Raw genomic sequence first — 22,870 nt, 5'->3', positions numbered from 1 at the left:
ATCCTAAATCATTCGTCAAGAATTAAAGATTAAAAAATAAATCTGTAAATCTTACTATACCTTAAAGCTGACCACTGAAAGCTGATAGCTAACACCTCTTTAAATCTCACAACTCCCATAGAATTGCTAGAGTAGTTGAACATTTTTAAAACCTTATAAAGTCATTAACAATTAACAATTAAATATAATTTTTGAAATATAAATAAAAATCAATTATTGGCTATAAAAAATCAATTATATTATAATTATAATTACTTTAATATTGAGCTACTTATTATTTCTATAAAGTTTCTATTTAATTTCCTTTGATTTTAATTAATAATTATAAGTTAAAATTTTCATGACAATCACACAACTTTGGGGCGTGTTGTTAATTTTATTTGTCTGCCCTATTATTGGTGCAATTCCCCTCATTGACTGGTTTACTTATGCAGTATCAGGGAAACAACTAACAAAATTAGGCACAGGGAATATTTCCGTGTCGGCAGCTTTTTATCACGGTGGTAAATCAGCAGGAATTTTAGCAGTTTTATCAGAAGCGGGAAAGGGCATTGCCGTAGTCTTATTAACAAGGGCATTTTTTCCTTTAGGCTCGACATGGGAAATTGTTGCCATAATAGCATTAGTTATAGGGCGTTATTGGGGAGGAAAAGGTGCCGGGGCAACTAACGTTACTTGGGGTATCATTATTCATAATCCCGTAGGCGCGTTATTGATTTTTCTGATTGGTGGTGTTAGTTTTACTCTATGGCGAGAAAAGCACACAGGAAGAGTCGGAATTCTTGTGTTGATGGTAGTTATTTTATCAGCTCAACGAATTAATGAATTAGAATATATTTTCATGACGGTGGCATTGGCTAGTTTGTTAATCGGAATTTATCAACGAATGCCTGATGATTTAGATTTACAACCCAATCAAGTCAATAGGGAGTCGGCTAAAATGTTTCGTTTTTTTCGAGGAGATTATGGTATTCTCAGTTTAAATGAGTCTTTAAATCCTTCCCAAGTAGGCACTAAAGCCGCTAATTTATCTTTACTAAAAAAATGGGGTTATAATGTTCCTGATGGTTGGGTGATTAAAGCTGGTGATGATATTGGTAAACTGACGCAATTTTTACAACCTTCTACTAGTAACCCTTTAGTAGTAAGATCATCTGCTCTTGATGAAGATTCCATTAACGCTTCAGCCGCAGGTATTTATGAAAGTTTTTTACACATTAAGGATACTGCTACTTTACAACAAGCTATCATTAATTGTCTTTCTTCTTATAATAGTTCGATCGCTATTAATTATCGACAAAGTAAGCAAAAAAAAGATAAAGGCATCGCCGTTATTATTCAACAACAAATTAATGGGATATTCTCAGGTGTAGCGTTTAGTAGAGATCCCGTCAATCAATTAGAAGATTGTGTGTGTATTGAAACAGTGGCAGGAATGGGTTTACAATTAGTTTCAGGAGAAATTACTCCACAGCAATATAAAGTTAATTTCCCTGATGAAACTTTAGAAGAAGGAGGAGGAGAGGAGAAGAGGAGGAGAGAAGGAGGGGAGATTCCTTCTGATGTCTTAATTACTATAGCCAAAATTGCTCGGGAAATTGAAAATATATGTAAAGGAATCCCTCAAGATATAGAATGGACTTATGACGGTGACAAAATTTGGTTATTACAAACTCGCCCGATAACTACATTACAGCCTTTATGGACAAGAAAAATCGCCGCCGAAGTTATACCGGGAGTGATAAAATCTTTAACATGGTCAATTAATCAACCTCTTACCTGTGGAGTTTGGGGAGATATTTTTACTATTGTTTTAGGCAAAAAAGCAAAAAATTTAGATTTTAATCAAACTGCCACTTTACATTATCATCGAGCCTATTTTAACGCTACTTTATTAGGAGATATTTTTCTTTTAATGGGTTTACCACCAGAAAGTTTAGAATTTCTCACTCGTGGCAGTAAATTTACCAAACCGCCTTTAATGGTAACGGTAAAAAACTGGTTTGGTTTGTGGCGATTGTTGAAAAAAGAGTTACAATTAGACACTGATTTTATTTATGATAATGATCGATATTTTGTACCTATTTTAGACGAATTAAAAGAGATTAATCTTGATAACTTATCCCCTCAAGAATTACTAAGTAGAATTAATAATATTTTAGAGAACCTGAAAAAAGCTACTTACTATAGTATTTTAGCACCCCTTAGTTATAGTTTACGGCAAGAAATTTTAAAAGTTTCTCCTGATGATTTAGATAATGATAATATTCCTGAAATCGCTTCTTTAAAAACTTTAAAAAAAATTGCAACGGATACTCGTAAATTAATTTATAATATGGCATTTCCGATTTTAGACCTAAATAACTATGCCGCTTTTTTTGCTTATCTAGCTGAATCAACTGAAGGAGAATCTGTATTAAATAGTCTTGATGACTGGTTAAATAAATATGGCTATTTAAGTCAAGTTGCCACAGATATTTCTATCCCCCGTTGGCGAGAAAATGCGAGAGAAATGAAAATTATGTTTACTAAATTTGTCGGTGAAAATCCTACTACTTCCATTGCTAATAAAAAAGTAAGTCAACCTACTTGGCAAATAAAAACAGTACAAAAAAGATTAAATTTAAAAGGAAAAATTACAGAAATTTATTCTCAATTATTAGCAGAATTACGTTATAGTTTTTTAGCCTTAGAAAAACAATGGTTAAGAGGAAATATTTTAGCAAAAGAAGAGGATATATTCTTTTTAACGTTAGGTGAAATTACTAACTATATTGAAGAAAAAAATCATAACATTAATCTGATGGAATTAATCCAAGAAAGACAATTTCAGTGGCAAGAAAGTAAAAATATCACTTCAATTCCTTATTTAATTTATGGTAAAGCACCTCAAATGAATTTAATTTCAAAATATACTCCTATTTCTACATCTTCAAATTTTACGGGCATTGGTGCTAGTGCCGGAATTATTGAAGGAAAAATAAAAATAGTTTCTACTTTAGCACAAGCTAATAATATTAACCGTGAAACTATCATCGTTGTGCCTTATACTGATTCAGGTTGGACAACAATCTTAGCACAAGCAGGAGGAATTATTGCCGAAGTGGGTGGTAAACTTTCCCATGGTGCAATTATTGCCAGAGAATATGAAATTCCTGCGGTTATGGATATTCACCATGCTACCCAAATTTTTCAAGATGGTCAATTAGTGCGGTTAAATGGAAGTAAAGGCACTGTACAAATTTTGGCTTAAATGTTGAATTTAGGTAAGAAGAAAGTAAACGTCATAGATAACTGTGAATAAGTTTTATAGTCATTTTAAATAATAATGAGACAGTTTTGTATGACTATTAATTATCGCAAAGTATCTAATGGTGGGCATTGCCCACCCGGCTACAAAATTTTTAAATTTGTCTCAATCTTAATTTAATTAACTAGATATAACAGAAAGGAATATTAATATTACTATAAAATAATATGAGTAATTTAACCTTGATTAAGATTCAATAATGATTTTTTTATCCTGTGTGAAAGAGTCTTTATTTTTTTTGGATAATCTATCTAAAGAAGCTAAATGATTTTCACTACAAAATTGCGGTAAAATTTCTTTAATAAATGCTTCTGAAGCCTTTGATCGATAGCGGTTAGAATTAACTATTACGGATAAAGTGCGTTGAATTTCCACCCCTTGAATATGTGCACGGTGAATGATACCCATTTTTAACTCTTTTTCAATGGCAGTGACAGAAACAAACGAAGCACCTAACCCAGATTGTACAGCATTTTTAATGGCTTCGATCGAATTTAATTCCATTTCAATTTTTAACTCACTGGTATTAATTTGACAACGGGTTAACACTTGATCTAAAACTTTGCGGATGGTAGATTGAGAGTCAAGGGTGATATAGTTTAAGTTATACAAATCATCCCTAACGATAGTTTCTTGTTCGGCTAAAGGGTGATTTGGTGGTAAAATCAAAGCCAGTTCATCTTCTGTATAGGGAATAATTTCGAGTATTTCTTGTAACTCTAAAGGAACTTCACCGCCGATAATTGCTAAATCAACTTGCCCATTAGCTACTGCCCATGATGTGCGACGAGTTGAATGGACTTGTAACTGAACAGAAACATAAGGATACTTTTGATGAAACAAGCCAATCATTCTCGGTAATAAATAAGTGCCGGTAGTTTGAGACGCTCCTACTATTAAAGTACCACCTTGAAGATTTTGTAAGTCCTCGATGGCACGACAAGTTTCTTGACACAAGGTAATAATTTTTTCACCGTAAGCAAGTAACAAATTTCCTGCTTCTGTCAGTTGTGCTTTTCTCCCTCCTCTATCAAATAACGGCACTGCTAATTGTTTTTCAAGGTTTTGGATTTGTAAACTGATGGCTGGTTGTGACACAAACAAACTATCCGCGGCACGTTTAAAACTACCTTCTTCAGCAATGGCTTTTAGAATCCGTAATTGATCAAGGGAGAAAGGTATATCTGACATAAATTTTATCAATATTTAATGGTGAAAATTATGTGCTTAAATTCTAAAAGAATTGTGATTAGACGATAACAATATAGGGATCAATTTTTTACCTATCATTGATAAGATCTAATTAAACTATAAAATAAGTATTAATTATATTTCTATTTTCTCAGTATAGACTTTATGCACCACTTTGACGCAAATAAGCTCAATTTTTTTCCCTTTGATTTTATTGCTGAGTTTTCTGTTAATTCTTTAAGGGCAAATCTCCCTCATTGGTTAACTCCTAGTCATTTTATCATGGTAGGTTTATTACTTTTATTTGCCATTGCTCATAGTGGTTTAGCTGGGTTGAGAATGTGGGGAGAGTCAAAAATTGGGGCTCGTTTATATCGAGTTTTATTTGCTTTAGTGAGTATTCCTTTGGCGACTATTTTGATTATTTATTTTTTTAATCATCGCTATGAGGGTTTAGTCTTATGGCAAGTGCAAGATATTTCAGGGGTTAAAGAAACTGTCTGGATTTTATCTTTTATTTCCTTTATCTTCCTTTACCCTGCTACTTTTAATTTACTGGAAATTGCCGCCATTGCTAAACCAAAAGTACATCTTTATGAAACAGGAATTATTCGTATTTCTCGTCATCCGCAAATGGTAGGGCAAGTTATTTGGTGTATCGCTCATACTCTATGGTTAGGTACAACTTTTACTATTCTTACTTCCTTTGGTTTAATCGCTCATCATCTTTTTGCTGTGTGGCATGGCGATCGCCGCTTAACAAAACGTTACGGGGATAGTTTTTTAAAGGTAAAAGAAAGAACATCAGTATTACCAATGTTAGCAATTTTAGATGGAAGGCAAACTTTAGAAATTAAAGAGTTTTTCAAACCTGCTTATTTAGGCGTAATTGGTTTTATCTTTTTATTTTGGTGGTTACATCCTTGGTTAATGGTAGCGACAAGTAGAGTGAATCTTTAAATTTTGTAGATGAAATACCCCAATTTCGGGCAAAATAGAGTAAAGGGATCAAGGATATATAAGATTCAATAAATTTTTTTTTAAATAATTCTTAGATTTGATGACCTTTTAATTAGTTATATATAAATATTTTTTTTAATACACATTACTCATTTAATCTCATCATGATTTCTATTAACGAAAAAACTTTCAAGAAAGAAGTATTAGAATCATCTGAAACTGTATTAGTAAATTTTTGGGCTCCTTGGTGTGGCTTATGTCTCATGCTCAATCCAATTTTAAATAAATTAGAATCTGAATGGCAAGGACAATTAAAAATTATTAATATTAATGCCGATCAAAATTTACAATTAGCTAATAGTTATCGTTTGCGTAATTTACCGACTCTTCTTCTTCTCAACCAAGGTGAGGTAATTCATCGATTAGAGGGATTTCACAGTAGAGAGGATTTGTATAATAGTATGAGTCATATAATGTTAAGTTTAATGCCTAAATCTGCTTAAATATAAATGTTACAATTGAAAATAGAGGAATAAATCAATGAATAATTTATCGTTAGAAATAATCGCCACCGCAGGTACTTTTCCCGTTTATTTTGTCGCTGTTTATGTTGTCGGTTTTATTGCCGCCGTTGTCATTGGTTCGATTGCATGGTATAGTTCTAAACGTCCAGTGGGTTGGGAAGATGCCGAAAAACCTGATTTTATTCCTGAAGTAAAGGTTAATAATCAAGAGCGGAAAAATTAATAACCTTGACAGGAAAAATTGAATAGATGTCCCCTTTGGACATTTTTAAAATAGCATATTCATTCTAAAGTACTCTGACAATACTAGGAATGTTTTTAATCGCATTTAAACTCCGAATCTCTTTGATGGCGTTACGGAAATTACCTTCTCTGACTTGATGAGTTACTACAACAATCTCAGCAAAATCTCCTTGAAACCCTATTTGTACTACAGACTCTAAACTAACCTCAAATTCGCCAAAGGTAGTGCCTAAATGACCAATTACACCGGGTACATCCGCACAGAGGAAACGGGCATAAAAACGGCTATAAACATCATCTATGGAGCTAACTTGGCAATAATGTTGAGGAGAAGAACTAAGAAGAGGATCAAGACTTTCCGCTTTTTTACCACTATGAAGAACTGCGACAATATTCATTATATCAGCAACTACCGCACTAGCAGTTGGTCCGGCTCCAGCCCCTGGCCCATAAAACATCACTTGTCCGAGGGGTTGCCCTTCTACCAAAATAGCGTTATTTACCCCATTAATATTTGCCAAAGGATGGGATTTAGGCACAAAAGTAGGATGTACTCTTAACTGCAATATTTCAGGATTGCTTTTCGGTACTTTATGGGCGATCGCCAATAATTTAATCACAAAACCTAATTTTTCAGCGTAACTAATATCACTGCTAGTAATTTTGGTGATACCCTCACAGTAAACATCTTCACGATTAATTTTACCGCCAAAAGCTAAAGAGGTTAAAATAGCGATCTTATAAGCCGCATCCAACCCTCCTACATCCGCCGTTGGATCAGCTTCCGCATAACCTAGGGCTTGAGCTTCTTTCAATACATCCTCAAAATCAACACCATTTTGAGTCATTTGGGTAAGAATATAATTTGTTGTACCATTAACAATACCAATTATATTCTCGAAGCGATTTGCCCCTAAAGACTGTTTCAAAGGTTCAACAATGGGAATACCACCTCCTACAGCGGCTTCAAGAAGGACATATACTTTAGCTTCATTAGCTGCTGTGTAAATTTCAGGACCAAATCTTGCCATAACCGCTTTATTAGCTGTGACAACGTGTTTACCATGGGCGATCGCCTTTAAAATCAGACTTCTAGCCGGTTCTAAACCGCCGATCAACTCAACGATAATATCAATATCAGGATTAGTGACAATGGCATCTAAATCAGAGGTGAGCATTTCTGAGGGTAATTCTAGGTTGCGTTTTTTCTCTAAAGATTTGACTCCTATTTGCGTAATAGTTATATCTTGGATAAGAGGATGTCTGCCTTCAGGATTAAATAATATGTTTGCTGTTCCTGTACCTACAGTGCCTAATCCTAATAAACCGATTTTAAAAGCCACAATATCTATCCTTCACAATCTAATCGTTCGTTATAATGCCTATTTTACAATGAACAGTTACCAATGAACAATGATTTTTAGTAATATTGAGATCTGGATATTAGAACAAAAATATCTAATAAACAAAGTTAGGATTGCTATATAAATTATTTTATCGTAATCTTTATCTCAAAATCTCGATGGTTATAAGGACAATTTAATCGAATAATATTCCCATTAATCACTTGTTTTTGTTTAATTTCTTTTCCTTTATAAATAATTGGTAAAATGTTATTTGGCTCAATAATTATTTGATTTCCTTCTCTTTTTAAGTAACCCCTAATTTCTCCACCTAAACATTCTATCTCTTCTCCAATAGCTAAACTATTTTTATTTTTCAAAAACCGAATTTGTTGATCATCATTAGGCAATTCAATTTCTAATTTCCATGTTTTTTGCAGACTTAAATAGTATTTTAAAGCCAATATTCCTCCACCCAATATTATTATACTTATTAATAATAAAATAGTAATAGGTAGCCATAATTGATTGGTGATATAACTATTAATTAAACAAGTTTCTTTACCCTCAGGAGCAGGAGTGCAAAATTCTTGTACAGTAGGTTTAATATCCGCAATACTTAGTTGATAATTCTCAATATTTAAACTCCTTAAGTTAATTGGTAAATGATTTAACCAGTTTTGGCGATCAATACTTTCAGAAGAGTTAGGATTACGGTAAGGACTCTCTTTAGGTGTTTCTATCCATATATCAGAAGTAATACCACTTTTAGTATTCAGGGGGGCATCCGTCAGCCAAACTACAGATTGATATTTAATAGGTTGCTTACTACAAAGACGATTTTGATTAATTTGAGCTAAATTTCGATAAATAAAATGCTCTGCTTGTTGAATATCAGTGTTTTTCTCTCTTATATTCGCTTGTAAAGGAATTTTATCAATAATCAGATCTATATCTTCTTGGGGATTTTTAAACTCGATCACCTCTGATAAACTAAGGGGATTAACATTAGCATTAGTCGGATTAATGCGGGAGGAAAAAGGTACAATATAAACTCGATCGCCCTTATTCAAACTATCTTGTACAATTTGCTTTAATCTAACTTTACCTTGGGCATCAAGGCTAACACTTTCGGTTAAATCCACCGCAAAAACCACATCTCTACCACCGGTTAATCGAGAAACCAATTCTAAACCCAATTTTTGATTATCAGATAACGCTTCACCGATGGTAATTTGATCACAATTTTTAGCCACTTTTCCACACCTTTTATTATTATTTAGATTCCTCTATTTTTTCCTGTATTTGAGGATCATATAATTCTACATAATTCCAATAATTAGCAAAAACTGACTCAATATAACCTTTAGTTTCTGGAAAAGGGATATTTTCTACAAATTCGTCAAAATCTTCAAGAGAATAACGTTTAACCCAATTTGCTACATTACCCGGTCCAGCATTATAACTAGCTACAGCAAGTAATGAATTCCCGTTATAAGTTTCATGGGTATGATTTAAGTACCATGTCCCCATTTTGATATTATCATTAGGATCAATAAGAGAGTATTTTGTAACATTAATTTGTGGTGCAATCCATTTTCCAGTATCTGGCATAATCTGCATTAATCCTGTTGCGCCCACGGGGGATTTGATTTCTTTTTCAAATCTCGATTCTTGACGAATTAGAGATACTACCAAAAAAGGATTTAATTTTCTTTCTTGTGACCATTTTACGATTAAATCTTCATAGTGAAAAGGAAATAAACCATACCAATATTCTGAACTATTTCGCAATATTTGCCACTCTAGATAATCTTCAGGTTTCTCCCGATTTTTCAAACTCCAAATAGTATTAATTCCTTGTAAATTTTGTCCTTGAATTTGTTGTATCAATCCTTGAATAAATTGTTCTGATACCGTTAATTCTGGTTTATTACCTATTTCTCCCTTAAATAAATCAATAGCTTCCTGATTTTCTCCTAATAAAAATAACTCTTTAAACATATTAGAACCAGCAGGAGGAATTGGGCGAGTATTAGGGGTTTCTACTTTTAAAGGCAAATTGCGAATATTGGTAAAATCTCCCACATCCTTCCCTAGTCTTACAGCAGATCGCCAAGCATAATATGAATGAGGATACCTTTCTAAAACAAACTGAAAAGCCTTTTGAGATTCTTCTTTTTGCCCTAATTTTTCTGCCCATTTTCCCACCCAAAAACCAGCTTTTGGTGCCACATCACTATCAGGATTATCAACACTAATTTGTTGTGCCCATTGCCAAGCCGAAACAAGATTATTTCCCCTTGCAAATTCTTGAGCCACTTGCCAACGAGAATCCGCCGCTTCGTTAGAGTTAGGAAACTGTTGTAATAGTTGATTTCTAACTTCCGTTGCCTCTGAAAATCTACCTAAAAGAGTTAAAATAGTTGCTTTTTGACTTAAGGCTTTAGGTGCTTCTTGAGGAAATCTTTTATCTACTTTGCTAAGATAGGATAAGGCTTCATCTCCTTGACTCATAGCGGCTAATCTTCTTAAAGCTAATCCTGTATCTGGTGCATCGGGAAATTCACCTACTAATTTTAGATAAAAACTTTTTGCTTCCACAGGTTTTTTCGAGACTTGATAACCCCTAGCAATACGATACAAATTTTCAGGAGTAGATGTGCCTTTCTTATAGGCATTAGTAGCTTGTAAATAGTTGCCATTTTGCCAGTAATTATTAGCGATAATATCCCATTGTTGAGGAGTTAATTCTTTCCCAAATTCTTTAACTAATCGATCTAAAATAGGCTTTGTTTGCGGTGATAAATCATAGGTTGCTAACAGCAACAATAAGTCTTTTTGCTGAGGATTTTTTTCTAATAATTTCCGAGCAATTTCATGGGTGCGTGGGTATTGAGGAAACCTTTTAATAGCTTCTTGCCAAAATTGAGGATCATAATTACCAAGTTTATAATAGGCTTCTGCACTAACTAATTCTTCTGGAAATTCTGTTATTAATTGTTGCCAAATTTCTTTCGCTTTTTCAATATCATTTGTTAATTCATAAGCCCTTCCTCGTCTCAATATAATATAAGGGGCTAAAATGGGATATTCTTTATCTAAATTTTTAAGATAATTTAAGGCTTTTGCTCCATCAAAATCACCCCTTAATATATCTGATGCTAATAAAAATCTTGCCCTATTTCTATCTAAAGATGGTTTTTCTTGATTTGCGATAGTTTCTAAAGCTAATTGACGCTCTTTTGGAGCAACATCAGCTAAAGGTAAAACCTCTGAAGGTGCATCTAATCTATATTCTGGCTTTTCTTGAAGAGGAGAAATAGCAATCTCATCTAGCATCTTCATTAATTTTGGAGTTAAAAATGTTGCACCTACAACTCCCACAATCACAATCAGGAGAGTAGATAGGGGGATAAGATTTTTAATGTTTTTTATTTTCATCTATTTATTCATCGTTATCATTAACAATTTCAGTTAATTTGTCATTTAATTTATTCTTATAAAACGACAATATTTTAAAAATTTGATAGCTTTATTATCATACCAGTTTTGTTCTCTATAATCCCTTAAAACCAGATTTTTCTTGAAAATTATTTATAACTTTTTCCACAAAATTAAGGCATCTTCACCAGTTTTTTTATAATATTTTTTTCTTTTTCCTGCCTCTTTAAAACCAAATAATTGATATAAATGTATTGCTTTATAATTTTTTTCTCCTACTTCTAAAGTTGCCCTTTTTAAACCTTGATTTTCTGCTTTTTCTAAAAGTTTACCTAATAGTAACTTCCCTAAACCTTTTCTTTGAAAATCAGGATGAATAGATAAAATAGTTAAATGTGCCTTATCAACAATTGACCAAAAACAACCTAAACCAATGACTTTTTCATTTTCTTCAGAATTAACTGTTATTATTAATAAACAACTATTAGGGCTTTCAATTTCTCTTTTATAACTGTCTAAACTCCATAAACCTCCAAAACAAAGTTTATCTAATTCTAAGACTTGATCTAGTTGTTTTTCTGTTAAAGTTTTGATGTTGATCACTTCTAAAATCATTATTAAAATACTAATTAGTGGCGAAAACAATATGTATCGATTTTAAAGGGAAAAAAAAAGGACAAAAACTTTTTTATGGGGAATTATCCTAACTTAATATTATTCATTACTTATGCTATCTTACTAATTACTCATTAATGTTGACACTCACCCGTTAAATCAAAGATTGTGATGGGTGATTCTTACCTCAAGGACACTTAACTAGCTCAAACAAATTACTTTGTATGAACCCCGTCAGTACGTCTCTGTAAGCATTTTGATTTACGGTATGCCCTACCGCAATTAATCCTCTATTCTTGATTACCTCTGCACTGACAACATCTCTTGGTGCTGTATAACTGCAATACTGACAATTATGCACCCTTTCGTTTAACTGCTTTTTGCCTGTATAACTACCGCAGTTAGAACATTCTTGAGATGTGCCATTTTTGTTGACTTTCAGATAAAACTTACTCCGTTTCCCACAAATATAAGGCAAAATTTCATTAATAAATTGCCCTATACCTGAGTCAAGGGATTGTTTTCTTACAATTCCACGACTCCATGAAATAAAGTTTATATCTTCCACAAAAATGTTATTTGTTAAGTCGCAAAGGTAATTTGCTAATTTGAAATGCCAATCACGGCGTGTGTTAGCAACTTTTTCATGAAGTTTAGCTATTTTATTTTGGAGTTTTAACCAATTTTTAGAGCCTTTAGTTTTATGTTTTAAACGTCTTTGTAGCAACTTCAGCTTACTTTGTGCTTGTAACAAAAACTTTGGTGCTTTAATTAATTCTCCTCTATCTGTAGCGACAAATGATTCTATTCCAGCGTCAAGCCCTAAACTTATCTTTCCTACAGGTGCATCAGGACATGATTCAAGGGATTGAAAAGCAATCATCAAATAATATCCTGTTGCCTTTTTGACAATACGAGCAAGACGAGCCTCAAATCCTGTAGGATAATCCCTAGATTGTTTGATTTTTAACCAACCTAATTGAGGTAATTTAACTTTATCTTTTGCTAGACAATTTTTAAGCATTGCGGGAAAGACAAAACTTTTCATCTGCTTTTTAAAACGAGGAAACCCGTATCCTTTAGATTTCATATCAGAAAAAGCCCTATCTAAAGGTTAAACTAAGCCAAGTCCTCACGAACTTGACTCGTCTTCAGAACTGTGCATGAAACTTTCGCTTCACACAGCTCCTCTCCGATAAACCCCTTGTCATGGGTACGATTCAAACTACCATCGTTGGCAGTCTTATTATCGTGACAATGTCTATGAAGAACTTGTAGGTTATTGTACATTTCCTTACCACCTTTCGATTTAGGGATAACGTGGTCGATTTCTAACAAGTCATCACTTTTAAAGTTTAGTCCACATTGATTACACTTCCCTTTTTGCTTCTTCAGTAATGTTGCCATTCTTGTTGAAACTTCAGGGTGTTTTCCTATACGGGTAGTCCAATATAACCAGTCTCCGTCAAAAGGTGATTTCTCTCCTCTGACTTTGGTATGTCTTTTGATTTCCGTTTCGCTATGGTTTAGGAGTCTCATTCCATCTTCATCTTTAGTGGAAAATACCCAAGTTCTTAATCCCCATGTGTGCCAATATTTACTAGCTACCCATGAATTAGATTTATTTGGATGTCTTCTTTCTGCCCATCTTTTGAGTTGTTGATATAATATATGGTCACATTTTGAGTAAGTTTCTTTACTGCACACCGAGCTATAATAATTTGCCCAACCTCTAATGATGGGATTGAGTTCATTAATTAATGCTACTTGTGGTGATGATTTGTGTTTTCTTATTACGTCCCCAATCTTTTTAATATGGGTTTTGATTTTTTCCTTTGATGGTTTTATGATGGTTTTATACCCAAGTGGCACACCTTTAGTATTTGAGCCAGTGTGTGTTTTTCCAACTTCATATTGTCGGATATTAAATCCTAGGAAGTTAAAGCCCGTGTTTCCCTCATACTTATATAGTGTGTGAGAGATACGGGTTTTACTTGGTTTTAAATCGAGTCCTACCTCTTTCAACCATTTTTCTATAACTTCCTTGCACTGAATAATCCTTTTAATATCATTATGTAAGATAACAAAGTCGTCTGCATATCTTACGATACTAAGAGACTTTTCGTTGTGTAGCTTGTTTCCTTTCCATGTTCGAGCAAACTTTTTGAGTTCTAATTCCATACCATGTAAGGCTATATTTGCTAATAATGGGGATATTACACCTCCCTGTGGTGTGCCTTCTTCGGTGGGAAATAGTTGTTTGCTGTCCATGTAACCACTCTTTAACCATGATTTAATCTCACGTTCTAGTTGTGGGTAGGTTTCAAGTTTTGCAAGTAATTTATAGTGGTCAATTCTGTCAAAACACTTGGTAATATCCGCATCTAATACATATTTTGATTGATGTTTTATTGCATTGAATATTTGCCCTATTGCATCGTGACATGACCTAGCTGGTCGAAATCCATAACTGTTAGGTTCAAATTTTGCTTCCCATTGGGGTTCAATAGCTAATTTGACTAATCCTTGTTTGATTCTATCTACCATACATGGTATTCCCAGAGGTCTTGTTTCACCGTTAGGTTTAGGTATGTTAACTCTACGGGTGGGTTTACATTTACCTCTTAGGTTTAGTTGACCAATTATTTCAAGGCGTTGCTTCTGAGTTAATGATTTGACACCATCCACACCTGCCGTTTTCTTACCTTGATTGTCTTGAGTAACCTTTCTGGTAGATAGTAATTTCCCATAGTAGGATTTTACGAGTAATCTTTGTAAGCTGTGAACTAACTTGACATTATCATTCTGACTCGCTCTGTAAATTCGTTTTTGTAATCTAAACACCTCTCTTTCTACAACTTTCCAGTTAATAGAGTTCCAAGTATTTAATTTATCGATAGATTTTACCTTCGTCATAATTTTATTACTTTATTGACTTTACATTGTTTATCAAAGTGTTCATGTCAGCATATCTCTTACATTACATAAAAGCGTTGGCTTCTTGAACAATCCTGTCTCTCATAACCTTACGCTGGTTACTACTCAAAGTATTCAACCTCTTTGAGAGATTATGAGAGGTTATTTCGTTCCCTATATCCTTCCGCTAATCCATATGGATTACGGTATTACTCAACCTTAGACTCCCTCTCTCCACCGATTCTATGTATTTGTCTCTAGTTCAGATGAAAAAATCTGCTAGTACATTAGAATAATTACCTTTTTGGTCTAGCTTATCAGCCTTATTTAGCTAGTTCAAACTGACGATGGTTCAGACGAGGATTCCTTGCGTAGTCATAGTTAAATTGCTCGATGGGATTCCCCTTTAGGCTAGGAGTGACCACCTTTTAACCGAGCTTCAGCGTATGGTTTACCAAACACCAAGTCATTGTCGGTTATGCTGTCACGTTGACAATAACGGATAAGATTTTCACTTATAAGGATATAGAGTTGTCAAGGTACATAGTTGTAAACCTTGCCTAGCTTACGTTTTTGACTATTTAGCCTAGACTTTGGCTAGAACGAATCGCACTTTTCAGAGTTTGCTGTAATACCTGAGCATTAACAGATTTTAAGTTTTGATTTGTCTTTTTAGCAACGGTTAACTGTTTAGCTTGATAATTGTAATTAGGGTATGGTGCATCTGCAGGAATGATGTACTCAGAAACTATTGAGCAATAATTAACAGGTGATTTACGACTTTTCAACCAGTGCTTACGTTCAGCTAGAGCATAATTATAAACAGATTTACACACACTAAAAATATGTTCTATTTCTTGAGTCTGCTGTCTATTTAGTTTTAGCTTATACTGATACGTTAATGTAATCACTTGTTTTACAGCTAATTATTTGCTACACTATAATTATATATTTAGCGATAAAAAATGTCAAGTATTTATAATAAAGGTTTTAGGTCAGTATATAAACTTACTGCTCATGTAGTGTTAGTCACAAAATATCGTAAAAAAGCAATCTCAGAAAAAGTATTATTAAGGTTAAAAGAAATCTTTACAGAAACATTAATTAAGTGGGAATGTCAGATCGTAGAGTTTAATGGGGAATCAGACCATGTACATTTATTGATTGATTACAAGCCTGATATATCTTTATCCAAGTTGATTGCTAACTTAAAAACTGTTAGCAGTCGTTTAATTAGACGTGATTTTCCTGACTTGGCTAGTAAATATTTTGATAATAAACCTTATTTTTGGACTGGTGCTTACTTCGTGGCTAGTTGCGGCGGTGTCACTGTTACTGAGCTAAAAAAATATGTTGAGAATCAAAAAACTCCTCAAGAATGAGGAATTAAAATGTTTTACTTGCTGATCAAAATTCATCACCCGTTAATTTCTGTGGGTATTTCTTTTGTTGAGAAATCTAAGGGGTGACCTCTTTTGACATTTAAGATAGCCAATTACGGTAAAATTAAGGTGAAAATAATTGTAACCATTAAGGGAAGAAGATGCAAACTATTGATAAACCGATAACTAATTTCGATGATAATTTATTTGATGGTAGTATTCATAGACGTAAAACTCGCCCTGTGAAAATAGGTAATGTTACCATTGGCGGAAATAATCCTGTAGTAGTGCAATCTATGATTAATGAGGATACCCTCGACATTGATGCTTCTGTTGCCGCCATTCGTCGTTTACATGAAATTGGTTGCGAAATTGTTAGGGTGACAGTGCCAAGTCTTGCCCATGCTAAGGCAGTAGGAGAAATTAAAGCAAAATTAGAACAAACTTATCAATCAGTGCCTTTAGTAGCTGATGTACATCATAATGGCATGAAAATTGCCCTTGAAGTAGCGAAACACGTTGATAAGGTGCGTATTAATCCGGGTTTATATGTGTTTGAAAAACCCAAAAGCGATCGCCAAGAGTATTCTGATACAGAATTTAGGGATATTGGGGATAAAATTAGAGAAACTCTTGAACCTTTGGTAATTTCTTTACGAGATCAAGGTAAAGCTATGCGTATCGGTGTTAATCATGGCTCTTTAGCGGAGAGAATGCTATTTACTTATGGCGACACTCCTGAAGGTATGGTGGAATCAGCCATCGAATTTATCAAAATTTGTGAGTCGTTAGATTTTCATAATTTAATTATTTCTATGAAAGCCTCTCGTGTGCCTGTTATGTTATCTGCTTATCGTTTGATGGTAAAACGGATGAATGATTTAGGGATGGATTACCCATTACATTTAGGGGTAACGGAAGCGGGAGATGGCGAATATGGCAGAATTAAATCTACTGCTGGAATCGGCACATTATTAGCAGAAGGCATCGGCGACACCATCCGAGTTTCTTTAACCGAAGCCCCAGAAAAAGAAATCCCTGTTTGTTATAGTATTTTACAAGCCCTTGGATTGCGTAAAACGATGGTAGAATATGTAGCTTGTCCTTCCTGTGGACGTACTTTATTTAATCTTGAAGAAGTGTTGCATAAAGTCAGAGAGGCAACAAAACATTTAACGGGTTTAGATATAGCTGTAATGGGATGTATTGTAAATGGACCTGGGGAAATGGCAGACGCTGATTATGGTTATGTAGGTAAACAACCCGGTTTTATTTCTCTTTATCGTGGCAAGGAAGAAATTAAAAAAGTGCCTGAAACTCAAGGTGTTGAAGAATTAATTAACTTAATTAAAGCTGATGATAGGTGGGTTGAGCCATAATTATTTAATGGGTAATGGGTAATGGGCAATGGTTAATGAGTAATACCTGAGTTCGATATAAGAATTCAGGTAGAGTTAATAGGTTTGACGGTGGCAGGTTGCAGGTTGCACTTACACAAACAAAAAGAAAAATTATAAAAAATGTCTAATTTGTTTTTATTTAATTTACCTAAAGAATTAAAACCATTTTATCAGGTTATTGAAAATACATTGTTGGATTATTTACAAATAAAAGTTGCTCCCGTAACCGAAAATAATATTATGGATATATCAACTTTATTATGGCAAAGTAAATTTGGAGGTTTACCTTATTTACCCAAAAATAAACAATATCCTATTAATGATAAAAGAGAATATTTACGTTTAGTTGCTCAACTCAATTTTACCGAGATTCCTTATTTGGATCATTTTCCAACAACAGGTATTTTACAATTTTTTATTGATAGTAATGATAATATTTACGGATTAAATTTTGATAATCCAACTTCACAAAAAGGTTTTAGAATCTTATATTATTCAGACATTGAGAAAAATATAAATAATTTAGTAACTGATTTCAGTTTTTTACCTAATTTAGAAGAAGATTTTTATTTTCCTATTCGAGGACAATTTACTTTAGAATTTAATCGTTGCCAAGCTACTATTTATCCTTTTGATAAATATTTTAATGATTATTTACCTCAATTAAATCAAGATGAATGTAGCTTATTATTTGATATTTATACAGAATATTATGATAATAAATTTAATGGTTTTAAACATCAGTTAGGTGGTTATCCTTATTTTACTCAAAGTGACCCTCGTTTTGGTATTTTAAAAGAAAATGAACCTTATAAACTATTATTACAAATTGACTCAGAATATTTTGATATTGATCAAGAAATTTGTTGGGGTGATGCGGGAATAGCTAATTTTTTTATTCAACCTTCAGCTCTCAAAAACTTAGATTTTTCTCAAGTTTTATATAATTGGGATTGTACTTAATTCTTAACTCCTAATTAATTCCTAATGCCAACCGCTTCGTTTATATGATTAAATCCGTTTTCTGCTAATTTTTGGGTTAACCCTTCTAAAATTTCCTTTACAACCCAAGGACCTTCATAAACCCAACCGCTATAAAATTGTAATAAACTTGCTCCTGCCGTGATTTTTTCCCAGGCTGATTCTGTATCAGAAATACCTCCTACGCCAATAATAGGTAATTTACCCTCTGTTTCTTGATAAATAAATCTAATTACCTCCGTTGAGCGATTTCTTAAGGGTTTTCCACTAATTCCTCCTGCTTCCTCTGTTATTGCTTTACCTGTAGCTGGTAAAATCTGAGTTTTTAATCCATTTTTTTTGATGGTGGTATTCGTGGCAACTATACCTGATAAATTATATTGTTGAGATACCCTTAAAATTGACTTTATATCATCCCATTCTAAGTCTGGGGCAATTTTAACCAAAATCGGTTTTTCTCCTTGATTTTCTTCTTGTAAGCCTTCTAGGATTGACTCTAATTGTTCTCCTCCTTGAAGGGAACGCAATCCGGGAGTATTAGGAGAACTTACATTAACCACAAAATAGTCTGCATGAGGGCGTAAAAGGCAAAAACTACCGACATAATCCTCCCTAGCTTGATCTAATTCTGTAATTTTTGATTTACATAAATTCATGCCGATGGGAATACTGCGAGGATGTCTTTCCCATGTCTTTTGTAATCTTTGTGCGATCGCCTCAGCACCATCATTATTAGCTCCCATGCGATTAAGAATAGCTTTATCAGCAGGTAAACGAAACATTCGAGGAAAGGGATTACCCACTTGAGGATAAAAGGTAACAGCACCTAATTCGGCAAAACTAAAGCCAAAATTTGACCAAATTCCGGCTGCTTGGGCATTTTTATCGAATCCGGGTGCTAAACCTAAAGGATGAGTAAAGTTTAAATTCCACAGAGATTGAGTTAGAGAAGGATGACTGTAACAAAAAGATTTGTTCATCTCTTGGATTATCCATTTTCCCAAGAGGTTATTGCTTTGAAAACTCAATTGTTGCAATAATTTTAGACTGTTGATGTGAGCCGATTCTGGATTGGCTTTTAAGGATGTAAAAAAGGCAGGATATAAAGGTTTAAGAATATTGAACATTTATTAAGAATAATCACAAAATTAACTATATCTGAGTAGTTTAAATACTCTTATTTGTGAAGAAAATTGACTGTACATAGGTAAAATAACTTATTTTTTTTCACAGAATTAATTAACTATATAATTCCTTTTTTTATATAAATAAGATAGTTTTTTGTTGATCCCCACTGTATCTTTTAATACATTATTTCTAATGTAAATTAAAAGTTTATCTAACTTAATGAAAATTTAACTAAATATTTAGTTCTGTTAAGCAATAGTTAAAATAATATAAAAGAAAAAACTGTAAAAAAAAACCAATTCTACTAGGTATAAGCCCTTTTTAGGCTAAAAAGCGTTGATCCCACATAGTTCATAATAATAAAAAGATAAAAAGTCGTTAAATAAATATTTATAGTAAGAAAATGAAACCCCAAAATAATTTTATTTTTGCTTGTCGTCATTGTCAATTTTATAACCCCGAGGGAAGACGAGGAGGAATATGCTCACAATTGGGCGTTTTGGTAAAAGCTGAGTGGGAATCTTGCCATTTGGCTATCCTCGCTTTTAATAATGAATGGCAAACCGTTCCAGAAATTGCCATGCTTGAAAAATCTTTTTCTTTAGGATGTGCCACTCCTTCGGTTAATTTAGAAATGGAATCTACTTCTGTTACTACTGCTGAAACAAAAGTATCATCAGACGTTATGATTTCTAAATCAGTTTAATTATTAATCAAAATTAATTTTATAAGTATAAATTACTAGGATAAAAATTCAATACTATTTTAGTAGTTAATAACGGGTATTTTTTATTTAATCATTCATTTTCTTCATTCCACTAAATAACATCAACAAGCCTCCTAGTAAAATAACTAAAGCTACCATTCCTAAAATTAAATCTAATCTGTCTGTTTCCATCTTTTTTAGTTATAAAATGACATTTGTATTTCATTTCTTCTTTATTAGGGTAGCCAAGGGTATTGACGAAAATTGGGCGATCGCTTCTCTAAAAATGCCTGTTTTCCTTCCGTACCTTCTTCTGTGAGATAATATAATAAAGTAGCATTTCCTGCTAACTCTTGTATTCCAGCTTGTCCGTCACAATCAGCATTGAAAGCAGATTTTAAACAACGAATAGCAGTAGGGCTTTTTTCGAGTATTTCTTGAGCCCATTTTATCCCTTCTGATTCTAATGCTTCTACCGGCACAACAGTATTAACTAATCCCATGTCTAAGGCTTCTTGAGCGTTATATTGACGGCACAAAAACCAAATTTCACGGGCTTTTTTTTGCCCCACAACACGGGCGAGATAACTGGCACCAAAACCACCGTCAAAACTGCCAACTTTTGGACCGGTTTGTCCGAAAATAGCGTTATCTGCCGCAATACTTAAATCACAGATTAAGTGCAATACATGACCACCACCAATAGCGTATCCTGCCACTAAGGCAATCACAACTTTCGGAATGCTACGAATTAATCTTTGTAAATCTAAAACATTTAAACGAGGTACACCATCATTACCAATATATCCTGCTTTTCCTCTGACACTTTGATCTCCTCCCGAACAAAAAGCGTATTTTCCGTCAGTATGAGGACCGGCACCAGTAAGCAAAATTACTCCAATACTTTGATCTTCCCTCGCATCACAAAAAGCTGAGTACAGTTCAAATACAGTTTGCGGACGAAAAGCATTACGTTTGTAGGGACGATTAATAACTATTTTAGCTATACCAGCATATTTGAAATATAGTATATCTTCATAGGTTCCTACTGTTTCCCAATTTACACTCATGGACAATCTTCTAAATTTGGCAACAGCTGATCATTATACTCACATCTTGCACTTAAATGATGTTTGATCACTTAATCTTATCTTTTGATTCTGGGCGATCGCCAATAATTAATAACTATTTTCCGATTAGTTTAACCATGGTAACGCCACCAAAATATAAAGCTAACACTGCACCCCCAAGAAGACATTGAGTAAGTGGATCTGTGGAAGGAGTTATTACAGCACCTAATATAGTTGCACTTAAGACGACAATACGCCAACCTGAGAGCATTTGTTGAGAAGAAACTAAGTTTAACGTGCCTAAAAGTAATTGAATAACTGGTATTTGAAAAGTTAATCCCGTCAAGAACATTAATGATAATACAAATTTGAAATATTTATCAATCGACCATAACTGTTCAACTACATCTGCACCATAGTTGATGAAAAAATTTAAGGCAGCTGGAATTAATAAATAATAGGCAAAAGCTAAACCGGCAAAAAAGAGAATACTCGAACCAAATACTACGGGTGCTAAGGCTTTTCTTTCCTTCCTAGTTAATCCGGGTACAACAAACTGGACGATTTGATATAAGATAACGGGGGCTGAAAATAAAATCCCTGTGTAACCTGCTACTTGAATAGATACAAAGAAAAATTCACCTGGTGCTAACTGTAAAAATTTGACATCTCCTGCAGGAATTTCTAACCATGCTACGATATTTTTGACAAAGAAAAAACAAGAAATAGCACCAATGGCCATAGCAATAAGACTGACAAAAATTCTTTGACGTAATTCTTCAAGATGATCAAAAAAACCCATTTCGGCTTGATTTGGTATCTCATCCCAATAGTCTTCGTTTTTTGCTTGAGGTTTCTGTTCTAATTCCTGAGTTGTCATTTTTTTTTGTCTAAATAAATAATTGACACACCATGTTGATTATAGATTATATCAATCTATTGCTGATCTTTTACCTTATAATTACCTCAGTTCGATGCAATAATATTGGGTTTAGGAGGGTTTCAGGTATCTGGTAGCAGGTTTCGCACTTAAAGTGCGCTCGAACATTGATTAGTTGATCAAAGGATTGAAAAGAAAAAAATCAATTTATTTACTCTTTTTATCAAAATCTGTTAATTTTAACTCCGAACTCAGCTTATAATTATGGCTTTTTCAATTTCTTCTCCTGAAATGTACAATGAAATTTAATGGTTAACTGATGATAAATTTTTATGGTAAAAATAGTTAATAGGCGATCGCTAGGTACTCAACCAGTTTATGATATTGGAGTAAAAAAAGATCACAATTTTTTATTGGCAAATGGTTTGGTTGCTTCTAACTGCTTTAATAAATCTCACTCTACGGCTTATGCTTACGTTACTTATCAAACAGCGTATTTAAAAGCTAATTATCCCGTAGAATATATGTCAGCTTTATTGACTGCTAGTAGCGATAATCAGGATAAAATTGAGAAATATCGGGAAAATTGCTTAAAAATGGGCATTAATGTTAAACCCCCTGATATTAATTATTCTTACAAAGAATTTATGCCTCAAAAAGAAGATATATTATTTGGTTTAGCTGCTATTAAAAATTTAGGAGAATCTGCCATTGAAAATATATTAGAAGCGAGAGAAAAAGCGGGGGGAAAATTCCTAAATTTTGCTGATTTTATCG

The 22,870-nt window shown here is 33.4% G+C and carries 18 protein-coding genes and 3 pseudogenes; 9 read left to right on the top strand and 12 right to left on the bottom strand.

What is annotated here, in order from left to right; all coding sequences use genetic code 11:
- The first annotated feature begins 340 nt into the window (after nt 1-340).
- On the top strand, nt 341-3,253 hold the full coding sequence (locus FWJ34_RS08870; protein WP_308254963.1) for a glycerol-3-phosphate acyltransferase: 2,913 nt from the start codon (nt 341-343) through the stop codon (nt 3,251-3,253).
- 243 nt (nt 3,254-3,496) lie between these two features.
- On the opposite strand, the gene FWJ34_RS08865 is transcribed toward FWJ34_RS08870, so the two are convergent.
- Complete coding sequence (locus FWJ34_RS08865; protein WP_308254962.1) at nt 3,497-4,501, bottom strand: LysR family transcriptional regulator; 1,005 nt, start codon at nt 4,499-4,501, stop codon at nt 3,497-3,499.
- Between the two features lie 282 nt (nt 4,502-4,783).
- Here FWJ34_RS08865 and FWJ34_RS08860 point away from each other — a divergent pair, with 282 nt between their 5' ends.
- The 3 genes from FWJ34_RS08860 (at nt 4,784) to psb35 (ending at nt 6,208) form a co-directional block, all read left to right on the top strand.
- Entirely contained in the window at nt 4,784-5,461 is a 678-nt protein-coding gene (locus FWJ34_RS08860; RefSeq protein ID WP_308254964.1) for an NnrU family protein, read from the top strand.
- 164 nt (nt 5,462-5,625) lie between these two features.
- Nucleotides 5,626-5,964, top strand: coding sequence for a thioredoxin domain-containing protein (locus FWJ34_RS08855; protein ID WP_308254961.1), 339 nt, complete (start codon nt 5,626-5,628; stop codon nt 5,962-5,964).
- Between the two features lie 37 nt (nt 5,965-6,001).
- Nucleotides 6,002-6,208, top strand: a complete 207-nt coding sequence (gene psb35, locus FWJ34_RS08850) for a photosystem II assembly protein Psb35 (RefSeq protein ID WP_308254960.1) — start codon at nt 6,002-6,004, stop codon at nt 6,206-6,208.
- A 64-nt stretch (nt 6,209-6,272) separates the two neighbouring features.
- On the opposite strand, the gene FWJ34_RS08845 is transcribed toward psb35, so the two are convergent.
- The 7 genes and pseudogenes from FWJ34_RS08845 to FWJ34_RS08815 all read right to left on the bottom strand — a co-directional run.
- Complete coding sequence (locus tag FWJ34_RS08845; protein WP_308254959.1) at nt 6,273-7,571, bottom strand: homoserine dehydrogenase; 1,299 nt, start codon at nt 7,569-7,571, stop codon at nt 6,273-6,275.
- 146 nt (nt 7,572-7,717) lie between these two features.
- A complete protein-coding gene (locus FWJ34_RS08840; protein ID WP_308254958.1) occupies nt 7,718-8,827 on the bottom strand; it encodes a VWA domain-containing protein in 1,110 nt (369 codons plus the stop codon).
- A 19-nt stretch (nt 8,828-8,846) separates the two neighbouring features.
- Nucleotides 8,847-11,015, bottom strand: coding sequence for a transglycosylase SLT domain-containing protein (locus FWJ34_RS08835; protein WP_308254957.1), 2,169 nt, complete (start codon nt 11,013-11,015; stop codon nt 8,847-8,849).
- A 153-nt stretch (nt 11,016-11,168) separates the two neighbouring features.
- Nucleotides 11,169-11,630: a ribosomal protein S18-alanine N-acetyltransferase gene (gene rimI / locus FWJ34_RS08830; RefSeq protein WP_308254956.1), complete on the bottom strand. Its 462-nt coding sequence runs from the start codon at nt 11,628-11,630 to the stop codon at nt 11,169-11,171.
- Between the two features lie 187 nt (nt 11,631-11,817).
- Nucleotides 11,818-12,741 (bottom strand): annotated as a pseudogene (locus tag FWJ34_RS08825) (RNA-guided endonuclease InsQ/TnpB family protein); the annotation flags it as partial.
- 8 nt (nt 12,742-12,749) lie between these two features.
- Nucleotides 12,750-14,546, bottom strand: coding sequence for a group II intron reverse transcriptase/maturase (gene ltrA, locus FWJ34_RS08820; protein ID WP_308254954.1), 1,797 nt, complete (start codon nt 14,544-14,546; stop codon nt 12,750-12,752).
- Between the two features lie 611 nt (nt 14,547-15,157).
- Nucleotides 15,158-15,457: pseudogene (locus FWJ34_RS08815) on the bottom strand (helix-turn-helix domain-containing protein); the annotation flags it as partial.
- Nucleotides 15,458-15,511: 54 nt separating this feature from the next.
- On the opposite strand from FWJ34_RS08815, the gene tnpA reads away from it, so the two are divergent.
- The 3 genes from tnpA (at nt 15,512) to FWJ34_RS08800 (ending at nt 18,291) form a co-directional block, all read left to right on the top strand.
- Nucleotides 15,512-15,928 carry an IS200/IS605 family transposase gene (tnpA, locus tag FWJ34_RS08810; RefSeq protein ID WP_308254953.1) on the top strand — a complete coding sequence of 139 codons (417 nt, stop codon included), beginning with the start codon at nt 15,512-15,514 and terminating at the stop codon, nt 15,926-15,928.
- Between the two features lie 161 nt (nt 15,929-16,089).
- Complete coding sequence (gene ispG, locus FWJ34_RS08805) at nt 16,090-17,307, top strand: (E)-4-hydroxy-3-methylbut-2-enyl-diphosphate synthase (RefSeq protein ID WP_308254952.1); 1,218 nt, start codon at nt 16,090-16,092, stop codon at nt 17,305-17,307.
- 141 nt (nt 17,308-17,448) lie between these two features.
- Nucleotides 17,449-18,291, top strand: a complete 843-nt coding sequence (locus tag FWJ34_RS08800) for a DUF1963 domain-containing protein (RefSeq protein ID WP_308254951.1) — start codon at nt 17,449-17,451, stop codon at nt 18,289-18,291.
- 14 nt (nt 18,292-18,305) lie between these two features.
- Here the strand turns inward: FWJ34_RS08800 and FWJ34_RS08795 are convergent, their stop codons facing one another.
- Nucleotides 18,306-19,436: a quinone-dependent dihydroorotate dehydrogenase gene (locus tag FWJ34_RS08795; RefSeq protein ID WP_308254950.1), complete on the bottom strand. Its 1,131-nt coding sequence runs from the start codon at nt 19,434-19,436 to the stop codon at nt 18,306-18,308.
- Between the two features lie 404 nt (nt 19,437-19,840).
- On the opposite strand from FWJ34_RS08795, the gene FWJ34_RS08790 reads away from it, so the two are divergent.
- Nucleotides 19,841-20,143: a hypothetical protein gene (locus FWJ34_RS08790; protein ID WP_308254949.1), complete on the top strand. Its 303-nt coding sequence runs from the start codon at nt 19,841-19,843 to the stop codon at nt 20,141-20,143.
- Nucleotides 20,144-20,230: 87 nt separating this feature from the next.
- On the opposite strand, the gene FWJ34_RS08785 is transcribed toward FWJ34_RS08790, so the two are convergent.
- From FWJ34_RS08785 to tatC, 3 genes are all read right to left on the bottom strand, one after another.
- Nucleotides 20,231-20,335 (bottom strand): NAD synthetase, encoded by a 105-nt coding sequence (locus FWJ34_RS08785; RefSeq protein WP_308254948.1) that lies wholly within the window; start codon nt 20,333-20,335, stop codon nt 20,231-20,233.
- 44 nt (nt 20,336-20,379) lie between these two features.
- Nucleotides 20,380-21,213, bottom strand: a complete 834-nt coding sequence (gene menB, locus FWJ34_RS08780) for a 1,4-dihydroxy-2-naphthoyl-CoA synthase (RefSeq protein WP_308254947.1) — start codon at nt 21,211-21,213, stop codon at nt 20,380-20,382.
- A gap of 115 nt (nt 21,214-21,328) precedes the next feature.
- Nucleotides 21,329-22,093: a twin-arginine translocase subunit TatC gene (tatC, locus tag FWJ34_RS08775; protein WP_308254946.1), complete on the bottom strand. Its 765-nt coding sequence runs from the start codon at nt 22,091-22,093 to the stop codon at nt 21,329-21,331.
- Between the two features lie 332 nt (nt 22,094-22,425).
- Between tatC and FWJ34_RS08770 the strand changes: the two are divergent.
- Nucleotides 22,426-22,870: pseudogene (locus FWJ34_RS08770) on the top strand (trans-splicing intein-formed DNA polymerase III subunit alpha C-terminal partner DnaE-C); the annotation flags it as partial.

This window comes from Geminocystis sp. GBBB08 (assembly GCF_016743215.1).
Classification (GTDB): Bacteria; Cyanobacteriota; Cyanobacteriia; order Cyanobacteriales; family Cyanobacteriaceae; genus Geminocystis.
The sequence above is the reverse complement of the archived record's forward strand: the minus strand, read 5'-3'. Positions and strand labels throughout refer to the sequence as shown.

Bases quoted from the DNA above. Each gene is read 5' to 3' on its own strand.
- ispG (WP_308254952.1), top strand. From the start codon at position 16,090: ATGCAAACTATTGATAAACCGATAACTAATTTCGATGATAATTTATTT.
- rimI (WP_308254956.1), bottom strand. From the start codon at position 11,630: ATGATTTTAGAAGTGATCAACATCAAAACTTTAACAGAAAAACAACTA.
- menB (WP_308254947.1), bottom strand. From the start codon at position 21,213: ATGAGTGTAAATTGGGAAACAGTAGGAACCTATGAAGATATACTATAT.
- psb35 (WP_308254960.1), top strand. From the start codon at position 6,002: ATGAATAATTTATCGTTAGAAATAATCGCCACCGCAGGTACTTTTCCC.
- tnpA (WP_308254953.1), top strand. From the start codon at position 15,512: ATGTCAAGTATTTATAATAAAGGTTTTAGGTCAGTATATAAACTTACT.
- FWJ34_RS08795 (WP_308254950.1), bottom strand. From the start codon at position 19,436: ATGTTCAATATTCTTAAACCTTTATATCCTGCCTTTTTTACATCCTTA.
- FWJ34_RS08870 (WP_308254963.1), top strand. From the start codon at position 341: ATGACAATCACACAACTTTGGGGCGTGTTGTTAATTTTATTTGTCTGC.
- ltrA (WP_308254954.1), bottom strand. From the start codon at position 14,546: ATGACGAAGGTAAAATCTATCGATAAATTAAATACTTGGAACTCTATT.
- FWJ34_RS08835 (WP_308254957.1), bottom strand. From the start codon at position 11,015: ATGAAAATAAAAAACATTAAAAATCTTATCCCCCTATCTACTCTCCTG.
- tatC (WP_308254946.1), bottom strand. From the start codon at position 22,093: ATGACAACTCAGGAATTAGAACAGAAACCTCAAGCAAAAAACGAAGAC.
- FWJ34_RS08865 (WP_308254962.1), bottom strand. From the start codon at position 4,501: ATGTCAGATATACCTTTCTCCCTTGATCAATTACGGATTCTAAAAGCC.
- FWJ34_RS08790 (WP_308254949.1), top strand. From the start codon at position 19,841: ATGAAACCCCAAAATAATTTTATTTTTGCTTGTCGTCATTGTCAATTT.
- FWJ34_RS08860 (WP_308254964.1), top strand. From the start codon at position 4,784: ATGGTAGGTTTATTACTTTTATTTGCCATTGCTCATAGTGGTTTAGCT.
- FWJ34_RS08855 (WP_308254961.1), top strand. From the start codon at position 5,626: ATGATTTCTATTAACGAAAAAACTTTCAAGAAAGAAGTATTAGAATCA.
- FWJ34_RS08785 (WP_308254948.1), bottom strand. From the start codon at position 20,335: ATGGAAACAGACAGATTAGATTTAATTTTAGGAATGGTAGCTTTAGTT.
- FWJ34_RS08800 (WP_308254951.1), top strand. From the start codon at position 17,449: ATGTCTAATTTGTTTTTATTTAATTTACCTAAAGAATTAAAACCATTT.